Here is a 21,103-nt window from a genome sequence, read left to right as displayed (position 1 = left end):
AGCAAGCAAGTATGTAGAATATCGATGCTCTCAGGCCTATGGGGAGATGTGAGGTGTTTTTAGAACCAGCGCTCCATTGACGACTTGTCTAACTGACGGAAAGCGCGGTTAAGGATAATGGCTAATTCTTTATAACGAGGGCGCGGCTTCATCGGCTCTAACGCGAACCCTGTTTCAGTGATCTTTTCGTGTAACTCTCGATACCAAGAGACCAAAGCCGGCGGAAGTTGAGTCTTTGAACGGTTACCTAACCACCACATGCCTTGAAGTGGCAAGCTAATAGCGAACAAAGCCATGACCACAGCTTGTGGCATTGCTTGGTAATTATTAAAAACCATTTGCGTAAGAACACTGATAGCAGCGATCGCAGGCATTACCTTAACACCAAAGCGCGTCGCTTTAATGATGCGTTGCTCTGGGAAAATAGCGTTTAACTCTTTTCGAACAGGCCAGAGATCCATGTACTTTTGGCCATCTTTTAAACTGCCAGCTAAACCAACTCTATTGCTCATATGAGTCTCCCATTAAAAAAAAGTTGAAATCATCAACTAAAAACACAAAAATTTGACGAAAAATAATATTCTTTCAAATTTTTTTGTTATATTTGCACAATATCGCTATTATTTGCAGACCTCAATCTCATTGTTGCCCTTATTTACAATTTAAGCAACTTTGAGAAGACTTCTGCAAGGAATGCACAAGCCGCTTTTGCTTAAAAAGTGCGCTTTCACTTTAATACGGAAATTAACGTTTTTTTGACCAAGGTTAGTACGCAAGCTAGCGAGCTTCGTCTATTCTTGAGATTAATTTTCATCCTTAACTGATTTCGATCAGAAAAATTAACAGGTAGTCATTAATGTCTAAGCTAGTTTTAGTTTTAAACTGTGGTAGTTCTTCTCTTAAATTCGCTGTTGTTGATGCAGAAACAGGTGCAGAGCACCTAACTGGTCTTGCTGAGTGTCTAGGTCTTCCAGAAGCTCGTATGAAGTGGAAACTTGACGGCAAGCACGAAGCACAACTAGGCGCGGGCGCAGCTCACGTAGAAGCACTATCTTTCATGGTAGAAACTATTCTTGCTTCTAAGCCTGAGCTTAAAGCTAACCTTGGCGCTATCGGTCACCGTATCGTACACGGCGGCGAGCAGTTCACTCAATCTGCACTAATCACAGATGACGTACTTAAGGGTATTCAAGACGCTGCGACTTTCGCACCTCTTCACAACCCAGCTCACCTAATCGGTATCGAAGCTGCTCAACAGAACTTCCCAGGCCTTAAAAACGTTGCTGTATTTGACACTGCGTTCCACCAAACAATGCCTTCTGAGTCTTACCTATATGCTCTACCGTACAACCTGTACAAAGAGCACGGCATCCGTCGTTACGGCATGCACGGTACTTCTCACCTATTCATCACTCGTGAAGTTGCAGGCCTACTAAACAAGCCAGTTGAAGAAGTTAACATCATCAACTGTCACCTAGGTAACGGCGCTTCTGTATGTGCAATCAAGAACGGTAAATCTGTAGATACTTCTATGGGCCTTACTCCTCTTGAAGGTCTAGTAATGGGTACTCGTTGTGGTGACCTAGATCCTGCAATCATCTTCCACCTACACGACGCTCTTGGCTACTCTGTTGAAGAAATCAACAACATGCTAACTAAAGAGTCTGGTCTTGCTGGTCTAACTGAAGTGACTTCTGACTGTCGTTTCGTTGAAGACAACTACGGTGAAAAAGAAGAAGCAACTCGTGCAATGGACGTGTTCTGTCACCGTCTAGCTAAATACGTTGCTGGTTACACTGCAACTCTAGAAGGTCGTCTAGACGCAATCACTTTCACTGGCGGCATCGGCGAGAACTCTGGCCCAATCCGTGAAATGGTTCTAAACCGCCTAGGCATCTTCGGCATCGAAGTTGACGGTGAAGCTAACCTTAAAGCTCGTTTCGGCGGCGAAGGTACTATCACTACAGCTAACAGCCGTATCCCTGCAATGGTTATCTCTACTAACGAAGAGCTAGTAATTGCTGAAGACACTGCGAAACTAGCAGGTCTTTAATCAAATTTAGGACCGCAGGCTTTAACGAGTCGGCGGTCTTTTGATAAAAATGGGGCTCAGCTTCTATTCCTATTCCTACCCTTAAATAGGAATATGAAGTTGAGCTTTTTTAATCCAATAGCTAAAGGTACTCATACGAATGTCTCGTACTATTATGCTTATCCCTACTAGTGCTGGTGTTGGTCTAACTAGCGCAAGCATGGGTGTTCTTCGCGCAATGGAGCGCAAGGGCGTTAAGGTTTCTTTCTACAAACCAATCTCTCAACCACGTTCTGGTGGCGACCAACCTGATCTGACTTCAACTATCGTTGGCGTAAACAGCGATGTTAAGATCGGTCAACCTCTTGCTATGTCTGTTGCTGAAAGCCTAATCGGTAACGACAACATGGACGAGCTACTAGAAACAGTTGTTGAGCGTTACAACCAGATCAACAAAGATGCTGACGTAACTCTTATCGAAGGTCTAGTACCAACTCGTAAACACCCATTCGCTAACCAAGTGAACGCAGAAATTGCTGCAACACTAGGTGCAGAGATTGTACTTGTTGCAACTCCGGGTACTGACAACCCTGCTCAACTTAAAGAGCGTATCGAAGTAGCATGTTCTAACTTCGGTGGCACTAAGAACAAAAACATCTCTGGCGTTATCATCAACAAGCTTAACGCTCCAGTAGATGAAGCAGGCCGTACTCGCCCTGACCTATCTGAAATCTTTGACGATGCAGACAGCGCTCAGCAAAGCGAACTAAAAGTAATGGAGATCTTCAACACTTCTCCAATCCGTGTTCTTGGTTGTGTGCCTTGGAGCATCGAGCTAATCGCTACTCGTGCTGCAGATATGGCTTCTCACCTAAACGCTGAAATCATCAACGAAGGTGAATTGAATACTCGTCGTATTAAGAGCATCACTTTCTGTGCGCGTTCTCTACCGCACATGATTGAACACTTCAAGCCAGGTTCACTACTTGTGACTTCGGCTGACCGTCCTGACGTTATCGTTGCAGCAGCACTTGCAGCAATGAACGGCGTTGAGATTGGTGCTGTTCTTCTAACTGGTGGTTACGATATCCCTGCGGAAATCCAAGACCTAATCAAGCCTGCTCTAGAGACTGGTCTTCCAATCTTTAAAGCACAAGGTAACACTTGGCAGACATCTCTGAACCTACAGAGCTTCAGCCTAGAAGTACCAGCAGACGATAAAGAGCGTATCGAGTTCATCAACGAACACGTTGCGGGTCACATCGATGGCAACTGGATCGAGTCAATGACGGAAGGTACTGAGAAATCTCGTCGTCTAAGCCCACCAGCATTCCGTTACCAACTAACTGAGTTCGCTCGCAAAGCTGGCAAACGTATCGTTCTTCCTGAAGGTGATGAGCCACGTACAGTTAAAGCTGCGGCTATCTGTGCAGAGCGCGGCATTGCAGAATGTGTACTTCTAGGTAACCCTGAAGAGATCCGTCGTGTTGCAGCACAACAAGGTGTTGAGCTAGGTGCTGGCGTAACGATCATCAACTCTGACGAAGTACGTGAAAACTACGTAGCTCGTCTAGTTGAGCTACGTGGCGCGAAAGGCATGACTGAAGTTGTTGCTCGTGAGAAGCTACAAGACTCAGTATTCCTAGGCACTATGATGCTTGAAAACGGTGAAGTAGACGGCCTGGTTTCTGGTGCTGTTCACACTACAGCGAACACGATCGTTCCTCCGTTCCAAATCATCAAGACTGCACCAGATGCTTCTATCGTATCTTCTGTATTCTTCATGCTACTGCCTGACCAAGTACTGGTTTACGGTGACTGTGCGATCAATCCAGATCCAACAGCTGAACAGCTTGCTGAAATCGCTATCCAATCTGCAGATTCTGCTGCGGCATTCGGTATCGACCCACGCGTTGCTATGATCTCTTACTCTACTGGTGAATCTGGTAAGGGTGCAGACGTAGATAAAGTACGTGAAGCGACAAAGCTTGCTCAAGAGAAACGTCCAGATCTAGTGATCGACGGTCCTCTACAATACGATGCTGCTATCATGGAAAACGTTGCTGCTTCTAAAGCACCGAACTCTCCAGTAGCTGGTAAAGCGACTGTATTCGTATTCCCAGACCTAAACACTGGTAACACGACTTACAAAGCGGTACAACGTTCAGCAGATCTAGTATCTATCGGTCCAATGCTTCAAGGTATGCGCAAGCCAGTAAATGACTTGTCTCGTGGCGCTCTAGTAGACGATATCGTGTACACAGTAGCTCTAACGGCTATCCAAGCAGACCAAGCTGCGCAAGCTGAAGAAAAAGTAGTTAACTAATTTTCTTTTTCAGAAAGCAAAAACCCTAGATGTTTATCTAGGGTTTTTTTACGCCTGAAGAAAAGCGAATTAATTAATGATTCTAACCACGTCCGTGAGGCGAATCTAAATCCAGATCAGGCCCTTTAGGCACCACTTGAGTCGGGTTGATACCAGTGTGGCTATAATAGTAGTGGCGCTTGATGTGGTAGAAATCCGTAGTCTCTTTAATACCCTCTATTTGATAGAGCTCTTTTAGATAACCTTGGATATGTTTGTAATCCGCAATTCGTTGCTTGTTACACTTGAAGTGACCCACATACACAGCATCGAATCGAACCAAGGTCGTGAACAACCGCCAATCCGCTTCAGTAATCTGCTCTCCCGCTAAATAACGGTTCTCACTAAGATGCGCATCCACTTTATCTAACGCTTCAAATAACGCGTCATACGCCTCTTCATAAGCTTCTTGTGTCGTTGCAAATCCAGTACGATAAACGCCATTGTTGATGTTCGGATAGATGTAGTCGTTCCATTCGTCAATCTTGCTCGCCAACTCCCATGGGTAGTAATCATCGGTGTTGCCCGTTAGCTCATTAAATTCTGAGTTAAACATGCGGATGATTTCAGACGACTCATTGCTCACAATGGTATTGGTTTTCTTATCCCACAATACAGGCACCGTCACTCGACCAGAGTAATCTGGTTTGGCTTGAGTGTAGATTTGGTGCATGCGAGTATGACCAAACAACGGCTCAGGTAAACCCATTTGCCATCCTTCACTCATCATGTCTGGGCATACGACGGTCACATCAATGTGCTCTGTTAGGTCTTTCAGTTCACGGAAGATCAGCGTGCGATGCGCCCACGGACAAGCTAAAGATACGTATAGGTGGTAACGACCACTTTCTGGCTCAAATGGCGCACCGGCCTTATTCTCAACCCAGTTACGAAAGCCCGCATCTTCACGAACGAACTTACCACCACTTTCTTTAGTGTCGTACCACACATCGTGCCAAACACCTTCAACTAACTTACCCATATCCAAACCTCTGTAATGCTAACTTTTTTATACCAATCACAGTAAGTAAATGTTCAGAAATAGCGCAGAGAAAAGGCTTGAGAACAAAGAAGAATTTTTCTGTTAGTAGCTATCTACAATCAAAAATTCTAACGCCGTTATCGAGCGTTTTAGCAAGCTAGGATGAGCAGTTATTTACTACGATTGGTATTAGTATAAAAAAAGCCAGCTTTTTCAAAACTAGAAGAAGTTGGCTTAGTTGTTCGAATTATTTGATGAAGCTGTTGAGCAAAATATAGGAACTAGGCCTGCAGTACAAAAAAAGCGCGACTCTAAAAACTAGTCGCGCTTAAGCCTGTCACAGGCTGAACCGTTTTAAATTGGCTCTAGACTTGTACGTGCAAGCAAGATACTGCGTGAACGTCATCGCCTTGAATCGTTGGCTTAGTTTGCGCGCACGCCTCTGTCGCTTGTGGACAACGAGTACGGAAAACACAACCTGATGGTGGGTTAATTGGCGATGGTAGATCGCCCTCCAACATCTGGATTGTTTTACTACGCTCTAAGCGAGGATCTGGAATAGGAACCGCAGACATCAACGCCTTAGTGTACGGGTGCTTTGGATCAGAGAAAAGTGCATCTGATTCACCCAGCTCAACCGCATTACCTAGGTACATTACCAATACACGGTCTGAGATGTGCTTAACCACTGACAAATCGTGCGCGATGAATACCAACGAAAGGCCTAGCTCTTTTTGCAGTTCTTTCAGAAGGTTAACAACTTGAGCTTGGATAGATACGTCAAGTGCCGAAACAGGTTCATCACAGATGATCATCTTAGGTTTCAAGATAAGTGCACGTGCGATACCAATACGCTGACACTGACCACCAGAGAACTCGTGCGGGTAACGGTTGATTACGTTAGGCAGTAGACCTACCTTCGCCATCATCTCCTTAACACGGTCTTTCACTTCCTGCTTAGAAAGCTCTGGGTAGAACGTCTCTAGCGGCTCAGCAATGATGTCACCAACAGACATACGCGGGTTAAGCGATGCTAGTGGGTCTTGGAAGATCATCTGAATCTCTTTACGAGTTTCACGACGTTGTACTTCTTGCATCTTAGTTAGGTCTTGACCTAACCACATTACTTCACCGTCAGTTGCTTCAACCAAACCAATGATGGCACGAGCAAACGTCGATTTACCACAACCAGACTCACCTACTACACCCAGCGTTTCACCTTCGTAAAGGTGGATATCAACGCCATCAACTGCTTTTAGGTTTGAAGGTTTTGCCCAAGGCCACGCTGATTTAGCCGCAATGCTAAAGTGAACTTTCAGGTCTTTAATATCTAATAATAACTGCTTATCTACTACGCTCATTTTGTCCAAGCCTCCCAATCAGAAAAACAAGCACGCTGACGGTCGCCTTGACCAAATGGAGTCAGAATCGGTGCTTCTTGCTTACAACGGTCCATTACACGGTGACAACGGTCTTGGTAAGGACAGCCTGTTGGCAGGCGAAGTAAGTTTGGTGGGTTGCCTGGAATAGTCGGTAGGATCTCACCTTCTGTATCCAAACGAGGAATAGCTTTCAGTAGACCTTCCGCATATGGGTGACTCGGCTCGTAGAAGATTTCGTCAACCGTACCGTACTCCATTGTACGACCAGCATACATCACGAGTACTTTGTCACAAGAACCCGCAACAACGCCTAAATCGTGGGTAATCATGATGATTGCCGTGTTGAACTCGTCTTTCAGTTCGTTCAGCAACTCCATGATTTGAGCTTGAATAGTTACATCCAGCGCGGTGGTGGGTTCATCGGCAATAAGCAGTTTTGGACGGCACAATAGCGCCATTGCAATCATCACACGCTGACGCATACCGCCAGAGAATTCGTGTGGGTACATGGTGATACGCTTACGTGCTTCAGGGATTTTAACCGCCTCAAGCATGCGTACTGATTCTTCGAATGCTTCCGCTTTACCCATGCCTTTGTGCAGCATAAGTACTTCCATCAGCTGATCACTTACTTTCATGTAAGGGTTCAGTGATGTCATAGGATCTTGGAAGATCATCGCGATCTGTTCAGCACGAACTTTGTTCAGTTCTTTTTCTGGAAGGTTAAGGATCTCTTTACCTTCGAATTTTGCACTACCAGAGATGATGCCGTTTTTCGCCAGCAACCCCATGATAGAGAATACAGTCTGTGATTTACCTGAACCTGACTCACCAACAATACCTAGCGTTTCGCCTTGGTTAAGTGAGAAGTTCAAGTCGTTTACTGCGGTTACGATACCATCTTGCGTGGTAAATTCGACGCGCAGGTCTTTGACATCTAATAAGCTCATCATTGCTTCCTTAATCTTTTATAGCTTTTGTAGTTTTATTTGCTATTAATTTTTATCTGTCTTTTGGATCAAGCGCATCGCGCAGACCGTCGCCTACGTAGTTAAAGCAGAACAGCGTGACTACCATGAATGCCGCAGGGAATGCCAGTTGCCAAATTGCAACTTCCATTGTTTGCGAACCTTCTTGAAGCAATGCGCCCCAGCTTGTCATAGGCTCTTGAACACCAAGACCAAGGAAAGATAAGAATGATTCTGTAAGGATCATGCTCGGAATAAGCAGCGTAGAGTAAACCGCTACGATACCTAGAACGTTTGGAACGATGTGACGTGTAATGATCTTCCATTTGCTTACACCACATACGTGAGCAGCTTCAATGAACTCTTTACTACGTAGACTCAGCGTTTGACCACGTACAATACGCGCCATGTCTAGCCAAGCAATCGCACCAATCGCAACGAAGATTAGAATGATGTTACGACCAAAGAATGTTACTAGAACGATTACTAGGAACATGAATGGTACTGCGTACAAGATTTCTAGGATACGCATCATCACTCGGTCAGTACGACCACCAATGAAGCCGGAAGCTGCACCGTAAAGCGTACCAATCAATACTGCTACGAAAGCACCCATCACACCAACCATCAATGAGATGCGGCCACCGACCAGAGTTCGCACGTACAGGTCACGACCTAAGCTATCAGTACCGAACCAGTGGTCAGCATTGGGGCCAACGTGCATTGCATACCAGTCAGTATCGTCGTAAGTATACTGAGCCAGCATCGGCAAAAAGATAACCGCCAGTACCATAATAGTAAGGATGAACAGGCTGACCATCGCCGCTTTGTTACGCATGAAACGAATACGAGCATCCTGCCATAAACTACGACCTTCAATCTCCAAACTCTCAGAGAACTTTTCGATCGCTTCTAAATTTTCTTTTTTCTTCAACATAACCAGTCCCTGTTAGTAGCGAATTTTCGGGTCAATCAGCGCTAGCAAAATATCAACAATTGCGTTGAACAAGATGAATAGGAAACCAATCAAGATGGTTACACCCATTACTAGCGAGTAGTCACGGTTAAACGCAGCGTTAACAAACAGCTTACCGATACCTGGTAGGCCGAAGATGGTTTCAACAACAACTGAACCTGTGATGATACCTACGAATGCAGGTCCCATGTATGAAACAACAGGCAGCATTGCTGGCTTAAGAGCATGCTTAAGAATGATGTAACGGTAGCTTAGACCTTTTGCACGTGCAGTTCGGATAAAGTTACTGTTAAGAGTTTCGATCATGCTACCACGAGTAATACGAGCGAAAGTTGCTACGTATAGAAGAGACATCGCGATAACAGGTAGCACGATGTACATGAATGTACCGCCATGCCAACCACCAGCAGGGAATATATTCCAGTGCAGTGAGAATAGGTAAATCAGTGCAGGTGCCAATACAAACGATGGCATTACAACCCCAAGCATCGCGGTCGACATGATGGTGTAGTCGACCCAGGTATTATGCTTCAAGGCGGCAATGGTCCCGACGGTGACCCCCATTAGTAATGTGAAGATAAAGGCAACGAAACCTACCTTCGCCGATACTGGAAGTGCTACCGCGATCAACTCATTTACTGTGTAATCTTGGTATTTAAAAGATGGACCGAAGTCACCTTGTAAGATATTTGTCAAATACGTGGTGTATTGTTCAAATACTGGTTTATCTAAGCCGTACTTAGCTTCGATGTTAGCCATAACTTCTGGCGGTAATGGACGCTCGCTTGAAAACGGGTTACCCGGTGCGAAACGCATAAGAAAGAAAGATATAGTGATCAAAACCAACATGGTTGGGATCGCTTCAAATATCCGTTTCATAATGAATTTAAGCATAAACTCACTCTTTCAGTCTGTGACAATTAAAATTAGAAAGACGCTACATGCGCGCCCTGCGCATGTAGTGCCTGTATCGTTATATTTATATTAACTTTTGAATCGAAGCTGATTATTGAGCTTTGATGTATAGGTCTTTCGAGAAGATCTTGTCTTCCGCGTTGTTGATTGGGAAGCCACCAACATGCGGGTTAAGTAGACGAGATTTCACGTATTGGTAGATAGGAGCGATTGGCATATCGTTAGCCATCAACTTCTCAGCTTCTAGGTAAAGTGCTTCGCGCTCTTCTTCTGAAGTAGAGTTAAGTGCTTTGTCGATGATTTGATCGTAAGCCGCGCTATCGTAGTGAACACCACCGGTAGTGTTGTTACTCTTCATTAGCGTTAGGAACGAAGACGCTTCGTTGTAGTCACCACACCAACCAGCACGTGCAACTTCGAAGTCACCAGAGTCTTTAGAAGATAGGTATGTTTTCCACTCTTGGTTTTCAAGTGTTACTGAAAGACCTAGTGTTTTTTTCCACATTGAACCTAGTGCTACAGCAATCTTCTTGTGGTTCTCTGAAGTGTTGTAAAGTAGGTTGAATTTAAGTGGGTTGTCTTTACCGTAACCCGCTTCTGCAAGAAGACGCTCTGCTTCTGCGTTACGCTCTTTTTGAGACATCTTACCGTAAGCTGGTAGCTCAGGGTTGAAGCCAGCAGTGATTTCAGGCGTTAGGAAGTAAGCAGGTTTTTGACCTTGCGCTAGGATTGCACCTGTTACGATATCACGGTCGATTGCATAAGAGATTGCTTGACGAACACGAACGTCATCAAACGGTGCTTTCTTAGTGTTGAAGATGTAGTAGTAAGTACATAGGTTACCCGCTACAGATACATCTTCAGCGTGCTCTTTTTGAAGGCGCTTGAAGTGCTCAGTTGGCAGTTCGTTTGTGAAGTCGATTTCGCCAGATAGGAAACGGTTCATTTCCGCTACTTGGTTTTCGATTGGTAGGAACGTTACTTTGTTAAGAACTGTTTTATCGTTGTCCCAGTACTGTTCATTACGCTTAAGTACTAGACGCTCGTTAACAACCCATTTATCAACAGAGAATGCACCGTTGCCAACAAAGTGCTCTGGCTTAGTCCACTGGTCACCGTATTTCTCAACCGTTGCCTGGTGTACTGGCTTCATTGTTGTGTGGCCCATCATCATTACGAAGTATGGTACCGCTGTTTCTAATTCAACAACTAGAGTGTTTGCATCCACTGCTTTAACGCCTAGTTCACTCTTGTCTTTCTTACCCGCTACGATATCTTTCGCATTCGCCATCTTGGTGTATTCCATGTACCAAGCGTATGGAGAAGCCGTTGCAGGATCAACTGCACGTTGCCAGCTGTATACAAAATCTTGAGCTGTTACAGGATCGCCGTTAGACCATTTTGCGTCTTTGCGTAGGTGGAAAGTGAATGTTTTGTTGTCTGTCGTTTCCCAGCTTTCCGCAACACCAGGGATAGTGTTACCGTCGCCGTCTTGGTTCACTAGACCTTCTAGAAGATCACGAATTACGTGAGATTCTGGTACACCTTGAGATTTGTGTGGGTCGATAGTTGCAACTTCAGTACCGTTACCGCGAACAAGTTCCTGAACTTTTGCCAGTTCTGTGCCTGCTGGAACTTCAGCAGCGATAGAAAGAGTAGAAGAGGCAGCCACTGCCAAACCAGCACCTAGAAGAAGGGCCTGAGTGATTTTATTCTTGTACATTTAATAAACTCCAAGTTTTATGTATTGCATCCATGACTTCTTTGCTTGGTTCACTGAACGGCAGTGATTTAGATTTATTTAGCTCAAAATTTAAGCATAAAAATCTAAAACCTTACAAAGATTGAGGCACACACTATCAACCATTGAAGTAATTTGCCACAAACAAGTCGCAAAAAATCGGATAATTCTCCGAAATACTTAAGGTATCAGTGTAAATATCTAACAAATCCCAAATCAGTAGTGACTTGCGTAGAGGGATTAATTAAAAAACAGCCTTTAGTGTTGATGTATCTGTGTTGATACTTTTTTTTAGCATCTTATGCTAGAACACTGAGCGCAAATTAACATTAATGCCACATGAAATCTAATTGCACATCACATATCACCTAAACCGTCTACACTATTTGTGAGGATAATCACTTTATACAAGACAGCATAATGCTCTGCACCAAACCGGGTTATCCAATGCACCAATTAAGACAAAATTACTCGATGAATTTATATGCAACCACAATGAATTATCATTTATCAAATCAATGGTTATCTATAAATAGATTTATAGCAGGTACAAAAAAACCGACCTAAGTGGTCGGTTTTTGACTGTCTCATATACAAATGAGTAAATGCTGAAGCAACATCACTTTAAGAGAAATTACTTCTCCCAGCGTTCCGCTGCTTTCGTGTCTGAATCACGAGAATCAACCCAACGCGTCGTTTCGGTCGTGCGTTCCTTTTTCCAAAAGGGAGCCTTGGTTTTCAGGAAGTCCATAACGAATTCACAGGCTTCAAATGCAGCACCACGGTGTGCACTGGATACACCAACGTATACAATCTGGTCGCCGATATCTAAGTCACCTACACGGTGGATAACACGCATCTTCTGAATAGGCCAGCGAGCCTCAGCTTGGTCACAGATCTCGCTCAGTGATTTTTCTGTCATACCCGGATAGTGCTCCAGAGACAAACCAATCACATTGTCGCCAAGGTTCATGTCGCGAACTTTACCAACGAACGTCACAATCGCTCCGGTAGCTGTACCTTGAGCCAAGTAGTCGTATTCGTCGCCTACCGAGAAGTCCTCAGCTGTCACTAATACTCTTGGATCCATGCTTAGCCTCCAGTCACTGGCGGGAAGAAAGCCACTTCGTCGCCGTCTTTCACTTCAGTTGTCAGAGGTACGATTGATTGGTTAAGTGCAGCCAGAAGCTTACCCTCTTCCAATGCGATATCCCATTTGCCTTCTTGTGTCACAAGATGACTACGAATCGCTTCAATCGTCTTAAATTGTGCATCAACTTCAACGCTGTCCACACCAACAAGTTCACGAGTTTGAGCAAAGAAAAGTACTGTAATCATGATTCCACCTTGAAGTGACCAGATTTACCACCTGTCTTCTCTAACAGGCGCACGTTTTCGATAACAATGTCTTTCTGAACAGCTTTACACATATCGTAAATCGTTAACGCAGCCACAGAAGCAGCCGTTAGCGCTTCCATTTCTACGCCAGTCTTACCAGCAAGCTTACAAACCGATTCGATGCGAACCTTGTTTTCAGACTCGATAGCTTCAAGCTGCACTTCTACTTTAGTTAATAGCAGAGGGTGACACAGTGGAATCAGATCCCACGTCTTTTTAGCCGCTTGAATACCAGCAATACGTGCCGTTGCGAAAACATCACCTTTATGATGGCTACCAGAAACAATAAGCTCTAGCGTTTCAGCAGACATTTGCACGAACGCTTCTGCTCTCGCTTCACGTACTGTTTCTGCTTTAGCCGATACATCGACCATGTTTGCTTCACCAGACGCGTTAATGTGTGTAAATTGGCTCATACTCAAACCGCCTTATACAGAAAGGTGTGGCATGAAGTTGCAAGGACGGTGGCTAGCATCCATCTGTTGCTTGATAATCTTAGTCCAACCCGTGCGACAAGCGCCTGTTGAGCCTGGCATTGCAAAGATAACTGTGTGGTTCGCAAAGCCCGCAATTGCACGAGATTGAATTGTCGATGTACCGATCTCTTCGTAAGATACTTGACGGAATAACTCACCAAAGCCTTCTACTTCTTTGTCGAATAGTGGCTTAAGCGCTTCAGGCGTGCTGTCACGAGATGTGAAGCCCGTACCGCCAGTGATCATGATCGCTTGTACACTTTCATCAGCGATCCACTTAGATACGATCGCACGGATCTTGTACATGTCATCGATAACGATTTGCTTATCAACTACGTTGTGACCTGCTTCTTTAGCATTCTCAGCTAAGTAACCACCTGACGTATCGTTTTCTTCTGTACGCGTATCTGAAACCGTTAGTACTGCGATGTTTGCTGCTTGAAATTTGCTTTCTGCGTGACCCATTTGTTCACCTATATAAAATTAGACTGATTCGCCCAGCTTAAATAAACTGAGCGATAAAATACGTTTGAGTGTGTGCGGGTTAACCGCCGATTGACGCCAAGTTTGGAGTCATGCCGCTGTTGCCATCATGTAAGAAGTGGCTAACGGACTTGGTTTGTAGCTGAGCCTGAATACGATCAATGAGCTCTTGCTCTTGTTGATCTTCTTGAATCAAATCTCTCAGTTCAACACCGTGATCGCCAAACAGACATAGGTGAAGCTTACCGGTCGCAGAAACGCGCAGTCGGTTACAGCTCTCACAAAAGTCTTTCTCGTAAGGCATGATCAAACCAATTTCACCCTTGTAATCTGGGTGAACGAACACTTGCGCAGGGCCATCATTAACGGCTCTCACTTTAAGCAACCAACCATTAGCAATAAGCTGGTTACGAATCGCGACACCTGACACATGGTGTTTATCAAACAACTCGTCCATCTCGCCGGTTTTCATCAGCTCAATAAAACGCAGTTGAATCGGTTTGTCTTTAATCCAATTAAGGAAGGCGGGTAACTCTTGGCTATTGAGGTCTTTCATCAATACTACGTTTACTTTGACTTGTTCAAAGCCAACCTCAAACGCTTTATCAATGCCTCGCATTACCTCAGTAAACTTATTCTCACCAGTGATCTGATGGAACATGCGCGGATCTAAGCTATCTACGCTTACGTTAATGTGAGTTAAACCAGCATCACGCCACTGCCCTACTTGTTTCTCCATGCGGTAGCCGTTAGTTGTTGTAGCAACTTTTTTGATACCTGGAGTGTTGGCAACGGTTTGAATAATTTCGGGGAAGTCTTTACGCAGGCTCGGCTCTCCGCCTGTTATGCGGATCTTTGAGGTGCCACAATCTGCAAACGCTTTAACGACACGTTTGATCTCGGGAACACTTAAAAAAGACGAGTTTTTTTGCCCTGACGGTTTGTAACCATCTGGCAAGCAGTAAGTACATTTAAAGTTACAGACGTCTGTAACCGACAAGCGCAAGTAATAAAACTTGCGATGGAATCTATCTTCGAATTGTTGCGCCACGGAACACCTTTCCAAACACGGGAGGCATAATCATTTCCAATTAAGCCCTTGTGACAACATGTCACTGGCTCTTGATGCGTATCGGTACAGCAAATACCACTGTGCGACTTAGCATGCGAGAGCTCGGAGTTATGGCAACCGCACGTTACATTCACACGCACAGTAGCTGGGTAATAAAATACTTAATATTTGTACGTGAATCTAGCTTTGATGACAAAAAACGGGTCACATTGGCAAAAAAAACGTATCAAACGCTCAAAATAACTCTTGTTGAGTATCTGACAAGAAGCATTTAACCTAAATTATAGTTGGTAATAATCTAACAAGAATAAAAAATGAATATTTACACTTCAAAGAAAGTGGTCGCAATCGGTGGCGGCCATGGCTTAGGTCGCATGTTGGCGGCATTAAAAGATTTCGGTAGTAACGCCACGGGCATTGTTGCTACAACAGATAACGGTGGTTCAACCGGACGAATTCGAGATTGCCAAGGTGGTATCGCATGGGGTGATACTCGTAACTGCATCAATCAATTAATCACTGAGCCGTCAATCAGCTCGATGATGTTTGAATACCGTTTTCGCGGTCAAGGTGAACTCGACGGTCATAACTTGGGTAATCTGATGCTGACCGCACTAGACAACCTCTCGGTTCGACCATTAGAAGCGATTAACCTGATCCGAAATATGCTCAAGGTCGATGTCAATATCGTCCCTATGACCGAACACCCGTCAGACCTTACCGCCCTATCTATGGATGGGCGCTGGGTAACAGGTGAAACCAATGTGGATGACATGACAGAAAAGCTACGCATGATGGACTTGTCGCCGGAAGTTCCAGCAACTAAAGAAGCCGTTGCTGCAGTTGAGCAAGCGGACTGCATCGTTCTTGGGCCAGGGAGCTTTTTGACCAGTGTGATGCCACCACTTCTGCTCCCAGAGATTGGTAAAGCTATTTCCGAAAATACCCATGCTAAGCTTATCTTCGTTGAAAACTTATCGCCAGAGCATGGTCCTGCCGGGAAAATGACACTTCAAGAACAGCTTGAGTGGTGTGAACGTACCTGTAAAGCACGCAAGATAGATATTATTCTTGGTAATGAGCCTCACCCTGAACTTGAAGGACAATGGAATTGTGTCACCACTGATCTTGCGTCGGCCAACCGAGACTGGCGCCATGACCGAGTGAAGTTACAACAAGCGATCGAAGCTCAGTTGGCTTAAACCACAAACCAGCTCAAACAACAGAAACTAAAAAAGGAGCATTCCGCTCCTTTTTAGTTTCTATAGTAATTCTCTACTTTAGAGATCCGTCATCAACTGCTGATATTCTGTGTATGTCGAAAGCAGTAATGACTGCATATCTTCAAAATCACCATCGGTAATAGGCAGAGACTGTTTCACTTTACTGTCTAAATCAATCGCGAAACTGCACAAGGAGTCAGCACCAAAGCTGGCAGCGCTGCTCTTTAGAGCATGGCTAATATCCGCCAAATACTTGGAGGTATCCGACTCTTTATTTATCTCTAGGTGCTCATAGTAGCCTTTTAATTCTCCTAAAAAGATCTCCAGTAACACCGGAACATTCTCTTGCCCTATTTCACCGGCAAGCTCATCAACTTTTTGTTGATTCAATACTTTGGTCATTGTTATTTCTTTTCGTTTGGTGATTACTGTTTTGCATTCCACGCTTGCAATTTACGGTAAATGGTCGAAGGACTTACATCCAAGAAACCAGCAGCTCTTGGAATGTTGCCATCACACGCTTTGATGGCCTGCTCGATGGCTGTTTTTTCAGTGATCCACAGCGGGAAAATATCTTTAACGGTGATGTCTTCACTCTGCTTCTCTTTCAAGCGTAGACTGTTTTCAATTGGCTGGTTTAGTGGTGGCGGCAACATGTTGAGCGTAATCTCTTTACCATTGTTCAATACCACAACATTTCGCAGCACGTTTTGCAGCTGACGTACATTACCAGGCCATTCATACTGATTGAAACGATCAAGCACTTCCTGAGCAAAACGCACAAACGCTTTGCCCTCTTCTACGGACATATATCCTAGCAGTGAGTACGCAATCTCGATGACATCTTCACCACGCTCACGCAATGGTGGCAAGTGCAGAGGAATCACGTACAAACGATAGTATAAATCTTCTCTAAAACGCCCTTCTTGAACTTCTTTCCAAGGATCGCGGTTGGTCGCACACACAAAACGAACGTCGACACTCTTCATCTTCGACGAACCCACTTTTTGGAAAGTACCTGTCTGGATAAAGCGTAAAAGCTTGGTTTGCAGTTCAAGGTCCATTTCACAGAGCTCATCAAGGAACAAAGTGCCACCATCAGCCAGTTCAGCAGCGCCTTGACGATCTGTTGCCGCCCCTGTAAATGCCCCTTTCACGTGACCAAACAGTTCACTTTCAATCAAGTCCTTGGGAATCGCCGCACAGTTGATAGCGATAAACGGTTTATCGCCACGCTTACTCGCAGCATGAATAGCTTCTGCACACACCTCTTTACCGGTACCACTTTCACCAGTAATGAAAATACTCGCTTTACTTGATGCGGCAGAGTCAATAGTTCGATACACCTGCTGCATAGTTTGGCTACTACCGATGAAACCTTGATAGTTCTGATTTCCAGGGTGCTCTGAACTGTTCTTTAATTTCGTCGCTTTGCGGATAGCATTATTGACCGTGATACGAAGGCGGTCTGCTTCACACGGTTTGATAAGGAAGTCTTGAGAACCGTGACGCATCGCTTCAACTGCGGTATCAATCGAACCGTGAGCTGTCATGAAGATAACAGGCACCTCAGGGTACTTTTGTTTAACCGCAAATAGCACGTCCATGCCCGTCATATCAGGCAGGCGTAGATCTAATAAAATTAGGTCAGGGATTCGATGATTCAAGCTCTCAATTGCATCGCGACCAGTGCCCACAATGTTGATATCAATTTCGAGCGGTGTAAGATACGAGCGGTACAAAGCTGCTACCGAGGCGGTATCCTCTACCATCAACAAATACTTTGATTTGTTATCTAGCGTTTTTGATTGCATATCCTAGCCATTTATAATTTGCATTTCTTATTATAGTCGCATTCCGCTTTGCATTATGCAAATTGGCCACAATATTTGTATTGTATTTCTATACCGACTTCAAACAATCAATATCTTATCTATATGGCATGAACGATGCAGTCGATTAGATGACCTTCGGGTCACCTAGCCAACTGACGTTGTTAGTGGACTAAGTGTTCACAAACGTAAGCCAGTAGAACATTTCCTACTGGCTATTTTTTGTCTAGAACACGAGCAAGAGGGAGGTTGAGCCAATAATAAGTAACATTTAGCTATTGGTTATAAACTGCTTTCTCAGCTGTTCAATTTCATCGCGTTTCTGCGCTGCCAATTCAAACTCCAAGTTTTGAGCATGTTGATACATCGCCGCTTCCAACTTACTGATCTCTTTATCGAGCTGTTGTGGTGTTAGTACTGCGTAACTTTCTGATGGCTCTGCCACCTTAGACAATGGTACCTGCTTAGATTGTCGTTGCTGCTTCGACTTAGTGATATCACCCAACTCCATGATATCTTTGATATTACGCTTAAGAGCTTGTGGCGTAATACCTTGTTCTTCGTTGTAGGCCTGCTGCTTTTCTCTGCGGCGGTCCGTTTCATCTATCGCCTTTTTCATCGATTTAGTGATCGAGTCACCGTACAAGATCGCCTTACCTTCTAGGTTACGAGCTGCACGACCGATCGTTTGGATCAGAGAGCGTTCAGAACGCAAAAATCCCTCTTTGTCAGCATCAAGAATCGCCACCAGCGATACTTCAGGCATATCCAAACCTTCTCGAAGTAAGTTAATACCTACTAACACATCGAACTCGCCAAGACGTAGGTCTCGAATGATTTCAACACGTTCAACCGTATCGATATCCGAGTGTAAGTAACGCACTTTCACCCCATGTTCTGTTAGATATTCAGTAAGATCTTCCGCCATTCTCTTGGTCAACGTAGTCACCAATACACGCTCTTCTTTCGCTGAACGGATTCTGATTTCAGACAACAAGTCATCCACCTGAGTCGCGACTGGCCTTACTTCAATAATAGGGTCTAATAAACCAGTAGGACGAACGACTTGATCGGCGATCTCTCCATCTGATTTTTCAAGTTCATAGTTACCAGGCGTTGCAGAGACAAAAATCGTTTGCGGCGCGATGGATTCAAACTCATCGAACTTCATTGGTCGGTTGTCTAACGCAGACGGTAGACGGAAGCCAAATTCAACCAAAGTCTCCTTACGAGAGCGATCACCTTTATACATCGCACCGATTTGCGGCACGGTAACGTGTGACTCATCAATGATTAGCAGGCCATCGTCAGGCAAGTAGTCGAATAATGTTGGCGGCGCTTCACCTTCAGCACGGCCACTTAAGTAACGTGAGTAGTTTTCAATGCCCGAGCAGAAACCGAGCTCTGTCATCATCTCGATATCAAATTGAGTCCTCTGCGAAATGCGCTGCTCTTCGAGAAGTTTATTGTTGTCTTTCAGATATTGGGCACGCTCTCGCAGTTCATCCTTGATGTTCTCGATAGCCTCAAGGATTTTTTCTCTTGGCGTAACGTAGTGAGTCTTTGGATAAACCGTAAAGCGTGGCAAATCTCTTTGTTTAATTGCGCCAGTTAGCGGGTCGAAGATACTGATGCAGTCGACCTCATCATCAAACATCTCGATTCGCACTGCGTCTTGGTCAGATTCAGCCGGGAAGATATCAATCACTTCACCACGAACACGGAACTGACCACGCTCAAAAGCAACATCGTTTCTGGAATATTGAAGTTCGGCCAAACGACGCAAGATATCGCGCTGATCCATGATCTCGCCACGGCTCAAGTGAAGCATCATTTTCAAATAAGACTCAGGGTCGCCCAAACCATAGATAGCGGAAACAGACGCAACGATAATGGCGTCTTTTCTTTCTAATAAGGCCTTAGTCGCCGAGAGCCGCATTTGTTCAATATGAGCGTTTACAGACGCATCTTTCTCAATAAATGTATCCGTCGTTGGAACGTAGGCTTCCGGTTGGTAGTAGTCGTAGTAAGAAACGAAATACTCAACAGCGTTATTTGGGAAGAAAGACTTCATCTCACCATAAAGTTGGGCAGCCAACGTCTTATTCGGCGCTAATAGGATTGCTGGTCTTTGAGATTGTGAAATGACGTTCGCAAGCGTAAAGGTTTTACCCGACCCCGTTACCCCTAATAGAGTTTGATGTGCAAGACCAGAATCCAGTCCATCTAGTAATTGGGTAATCGCAGTTGGCTGGTCACCGGACGGACTGTAGTCCGATACCAAATCAAAAAGTTTACTCATAGGTCGCCATTTCCATACTGTTTTTTTAATCAGGTCATTGTCACTCTAGGAGGAGTGTCGATGCAACTATTATCTGGAGAAATGCATCTTAAGATTAGAGATCAGTTATAGCTTTTAATCTTAGAACTTGGTATTATCCGTGCCCCTGCAAAGTTTCCTCAGCTAAATTACTCGAATTTTAATCCACTACTTTTCCCCAAAAAACCTAAAAATACCGCTTGTTTTACTGTTCCCTTTGTAATCAAGAAAAGTTATACAATCGTAATAAATTGCAAACTATCCTTTAAATACATCAAGTTAGATCAATTTTTTACATTTTCAGATTTATCCCGGCTATTGTTGTTAAAGTTTCACACACACACTTATCCACAATTTTGGTGGATAACTAAAACAAAGCCAAATCCAACAAGGCATTCAAGAAAGTAAAGTTATTTATCTAATTTTTTTCTACTATTTTTTGTTGACAGAAAATAGGACTCTTATTAGAATTCGCGTCGCTAACAAGCAATTCCCCCTTAGTTCAGTTGGTAGAACGGCGGACTGTTAATCCGTATGTCGCAGGTTCGAGTCCCGCAGGGGGAGCCAAATTTAAAGAAGCCGCATCACTTGATGCGGCTTTTTACGTTATAAAGCGACTGGTTTGTACCAAGCCAATGTCTCAGAGCTGGCCGCCCGCGTTCTAGTCCCGCAGGGGGAGCCAAATTCTAGGAAAAAGCTCAATCGAAAGATTGAGCTTTTTTCATTTTAACTGCGACTAACTTGTTCCAAGTTAATGTCTCAGCCGAAGCGTCGGACCGTACTAGCCGCCCGCGTTCGAGTCCCGACAAGGGGAACCAAATTTAAAGAAGCCGCATCACTTGATGCGGCTTTTTGCGTTTTAAAGCGACTGGTTTATACCAAACCAATATCTCAGCCCAAAAATAGGACTTTGCTATGCCCTATGCCTAGTGCAGATC

18 protein-coding genes, 1 tRNA gene and 1 riboswitch are annotated in these 21,103 nt (G+C 44.5%); of the genes, 4 read left to right on the top strand and 15 right to left on the bottom strand.

Annotation, left to right across the window (positions count from 1 at the left end; genetic code table 11):
• Positions 1–59 precede the first annotated feature (59 nt).
• The gene (gene yfbV / locus F0232_RS07105; protein ID WP_105057413.1) at positions 60–512 is read right to left on the bottom strand and encodes a terminus macrodomain insulation protein YfbV; all 453 of its coding nucleotides are present in this window, start codon (positions 510–512) and stop codon (positions 60–62) included.
• A gap of 344 nt (positions 513–856) precedes the next feature.
• Here yfbV and F0232_RS07100 point away from each other — a divergent pair, with 344 nt between their 5' ends.
• Complete coding sequence (locus F0232_RS07100; protein ID WP_004737356.1) at positions 857–2,053, top strand: acetate kinase; 1,197 nt, start codon at positions 857–859, stop codon at positions 2,051–2,053.
• Positions 2,054–2,192: 139 nt separating this feature from the next.
• Positions 2,193–4,358 (top strand): phosphate acetyltransferase, encoded by a 2,166-nt coding sequence (gene pta / locus F0232_RS07095; RefSeq protein ID WP_105057414.1) that lies wholly within the window; start codon positions 2,193–2,195, stop codon positions 4,356–4,358.
• An 82-nt stretch (positions 4,359–4,440) separates the two neighbouring features.
• Here the strand turns inward: pta and F0232_RS07090 are convergent, their stop codons facing one another.
• The 11 genes from F0232_RS07090 to moaA form a co-directional block, all read right to left on the bottom strand.
• Positions 4,441–5,379: a glutathione S-transferase family protein gene (locus tag F0232_RS07090; protein WP_105057415.1), complete on the bottom strand. Its 939-nt coding sequence runs from the start codon at positions 5,377–5,379 to the stop codon at positions 4,441–4,443.
• Positions 5,380–5,744: 365 nt separating this feature from the next.
• A complete protein-coding gene (oppF, locus tag F0232_RS07085; RefSeq protein ID WP_061033797.1) occupies positions 5,745–6,740 on the bottom strand; it encodes a murein tripeptide/oligopeptide ABC transporter ATP binding protein OppF in 996 nt (331 codons plus the stop codon).
• Positions 6,737–7,711, bottom strand: coding sequence for an ABC transporter ATP-binding protein (locus F0232_RS07080; RefSeq protein WP_061033798.1), 975 nt, complete (start codon positions 7,709–7,711; stop codon positions 6,737–6,739). The genes oppF and F0232_RS07080 overlap by 4 nt, the downstream gene beginning before the upstream one ends.
• A gap of 52 nt (positions 7,712–7,763) precedes the next feature.
• Positions 7,764–8,666, bottom strand: a complete 903-nt coding sequence (gene oppC, locus F0232_RS07075; RefSeq protein ID WP_061033799.1) for an oligopeptide ABC transporter permease OppC — start codon at positions 8,664–8,666, stop codon at positions 7,764–7,766.
• Positions 8,667–8,678: 12 nt separating this feature from the next.
• Positions 8,679–9,599, bottom strand: coding sequence for an oligopeptide ABC transporter permease OppB (gene oppB / locus F0232_RS07070; protein ID WP_017062174.1), 921 nt, complete (start codon positions 9,597–9,599; stop codon positions 8,679–8,681).
• Between the two features lie 112 nt (positions 9,600–9,711).
• Entirely contained in the window at positions 9,712–11,343 is a 1,632-nt protein-coding gene (locus tag F0232_RS07065) for an ABC transporter substrate-binding protein (protein WP_061033800.1), read from the bottom strand.
• Between the two features lie 652 nt (positions 11,344–11,995).
• The gene (moaE, locus tag F0232_RS07060; protein ID WP_105057417.1) at positions 11,996–12,451 is read right to left on the bottom strand and encodes a molybdopterin synthase catalytic subunit MoaE; all 456 of its coding nucleotides are present in this window, start codon (positions 12,449–12,451) and stop codon (positions 11,996–11,998) included.
• 2 nt (positions 12,452–12,453) lie between these two features.
• The gene (gene moaD, locus F0232_RS07055; RefSeq protein ID WP_004737346.1) at positions 12,454–12,699 is read right to left on the bottom strand and encodes a molybdopterin synthase sulfur carrier subunit; all 246 of its coding nucleotides are present in this window, start codon (positions 12,697–12,699) and stop codon (positions 12,454–12,456) included.
• Positions 12,696–13,175, bottom strand: a complete 480-nt coding sequence (moaC, locus tag F0232_RS07050) for a cyclic pyranopterin monophosphate synthase MoaC (RefSeq protein WP_004734026.1) — start codon at positions 13,173–13,175, stop codon at positions 12,696–12,698. The genes moaD and moaC overlap by 4 nt, the downstream gene beginning before the upstream one ends.
• A 12-nt stretch (positions 13,176–13,187) precedes the next feature.
• Positions 13,188–13,700, bottom strand: a complete 513-nt coding sequence (gene moaB / locus F0232_RS07045; RefSeq protein WP_004737344.1) for a molybdenum cofactor biosynthesis protein B — start codon at positions 13,698–13,700, stop codon at positions 13,188–13,190.
• A gap of 79 nt (positions 13,701–13,779) precedes the next feature.
• The gene (gene moaA / locus F0232_RS07040; protein ID WP_004737343.1) at positions 13,780–14,769 is read right to left on the bottom strand and encodes a GTP 3',8-cyclase MoaA; all 990 of its coding nucleotides are present in this window, start codon (positions 14,767–14,769) and stop codon (positions 13,780–13,782) included.
• Positions 14,758–14,910, bottom strand: a riboswitch (molybdenum cofactor riboswitch). It overlaps the preceding gene by 12 nt.
• A gap of 194 nt (positions 14,911–15,104) precedes the next feature.
• On the opposite strand from moaA, the gene F0232_RS07035 reads away from it, so the two are divergent.
• Positions 15,105–15,992, top strand: coding sequence for a YvcK family protein (locus F0232_RS07035; RefSeq protein ID WP_061033802.1), 888 nt, complete (start codon positions 15,105–15,107; stop codon positions 15,990–15,992).
• A 78-nt stretch (positions 15,993–16,070) separates the two neighbouring features.
• On the opposite strand, the gene luxU is transcribed toward F0232_RS07035, so the two are convergent.
• From luxU to uvrB, 3 genes are all read right to left on the bottom strand, one after another.
• Positions 16,071–16,415 carry a quorum-sensing phosphorelay protein LuxU gene (luxU, locus tag F0232_RS07030; RefSeq protein ID WP_061033803.1) on the bottom strand — a complete coding sequence of 115 codons (345 nt, stop codon included), beginning with the start codon at positions 16,413–16,415 and terminating at the stop codon, positions 16,071–16,073.
• 23 nt (positions 16,416–16,438) lie between these two features.
• Positions 16,439–17,827, bottom strand: a complete 1,389-nt coding sequence (gene luxO, locus F0232_RS07025; RefSeq protein ID WP_032553998.1) for a quorum-sensing sigma-54 dependent transcriptional regulator LuxO — start codon at positions 17,825–17,827, stop codon at positions 16,439–16,441.
• 289 nt (positions 17,828–18,116) lie between these two features.
• Positions 18,117–20,147, bottom strand: a complete 2,031-nt coding sequence (uvrB, locus tag F0232_RS07020; protein ID WP_105057418.1) for an excinuclease ABC subunit UvrB — start codon at positions 20,145–20,147, stop codon at positions 18,117–18,119.
• Between the two features lie 509 nt (positions 20,148–20,656).
• Between uvrB and F0232_RS07015 the strand changes: the two genes are divergently transcribed.
• Positions 20,657–20,732: transfer RNA gene (locus F0232_RS07015), tRNA-Asn, on the top strand.
• Positions 20,733–21,103 lie beyond the last annotated feature (371 nt).

This window comes from Vibrio sp. T3Y01 (assembly GCF_013114525.1).
Taxonomy (GTDB): Bacteria; Pseudomonadota; Gammaproteobacteria; order Enterobacterales; family Vibrionaceae; genus Vibrio; species Vibrio chagasii_B.
The sequence above is the reverse complement of the archived record's forward strand: the minus strand, read 5'-3'. Positions and strand labels throughout refer to the sequence as shown.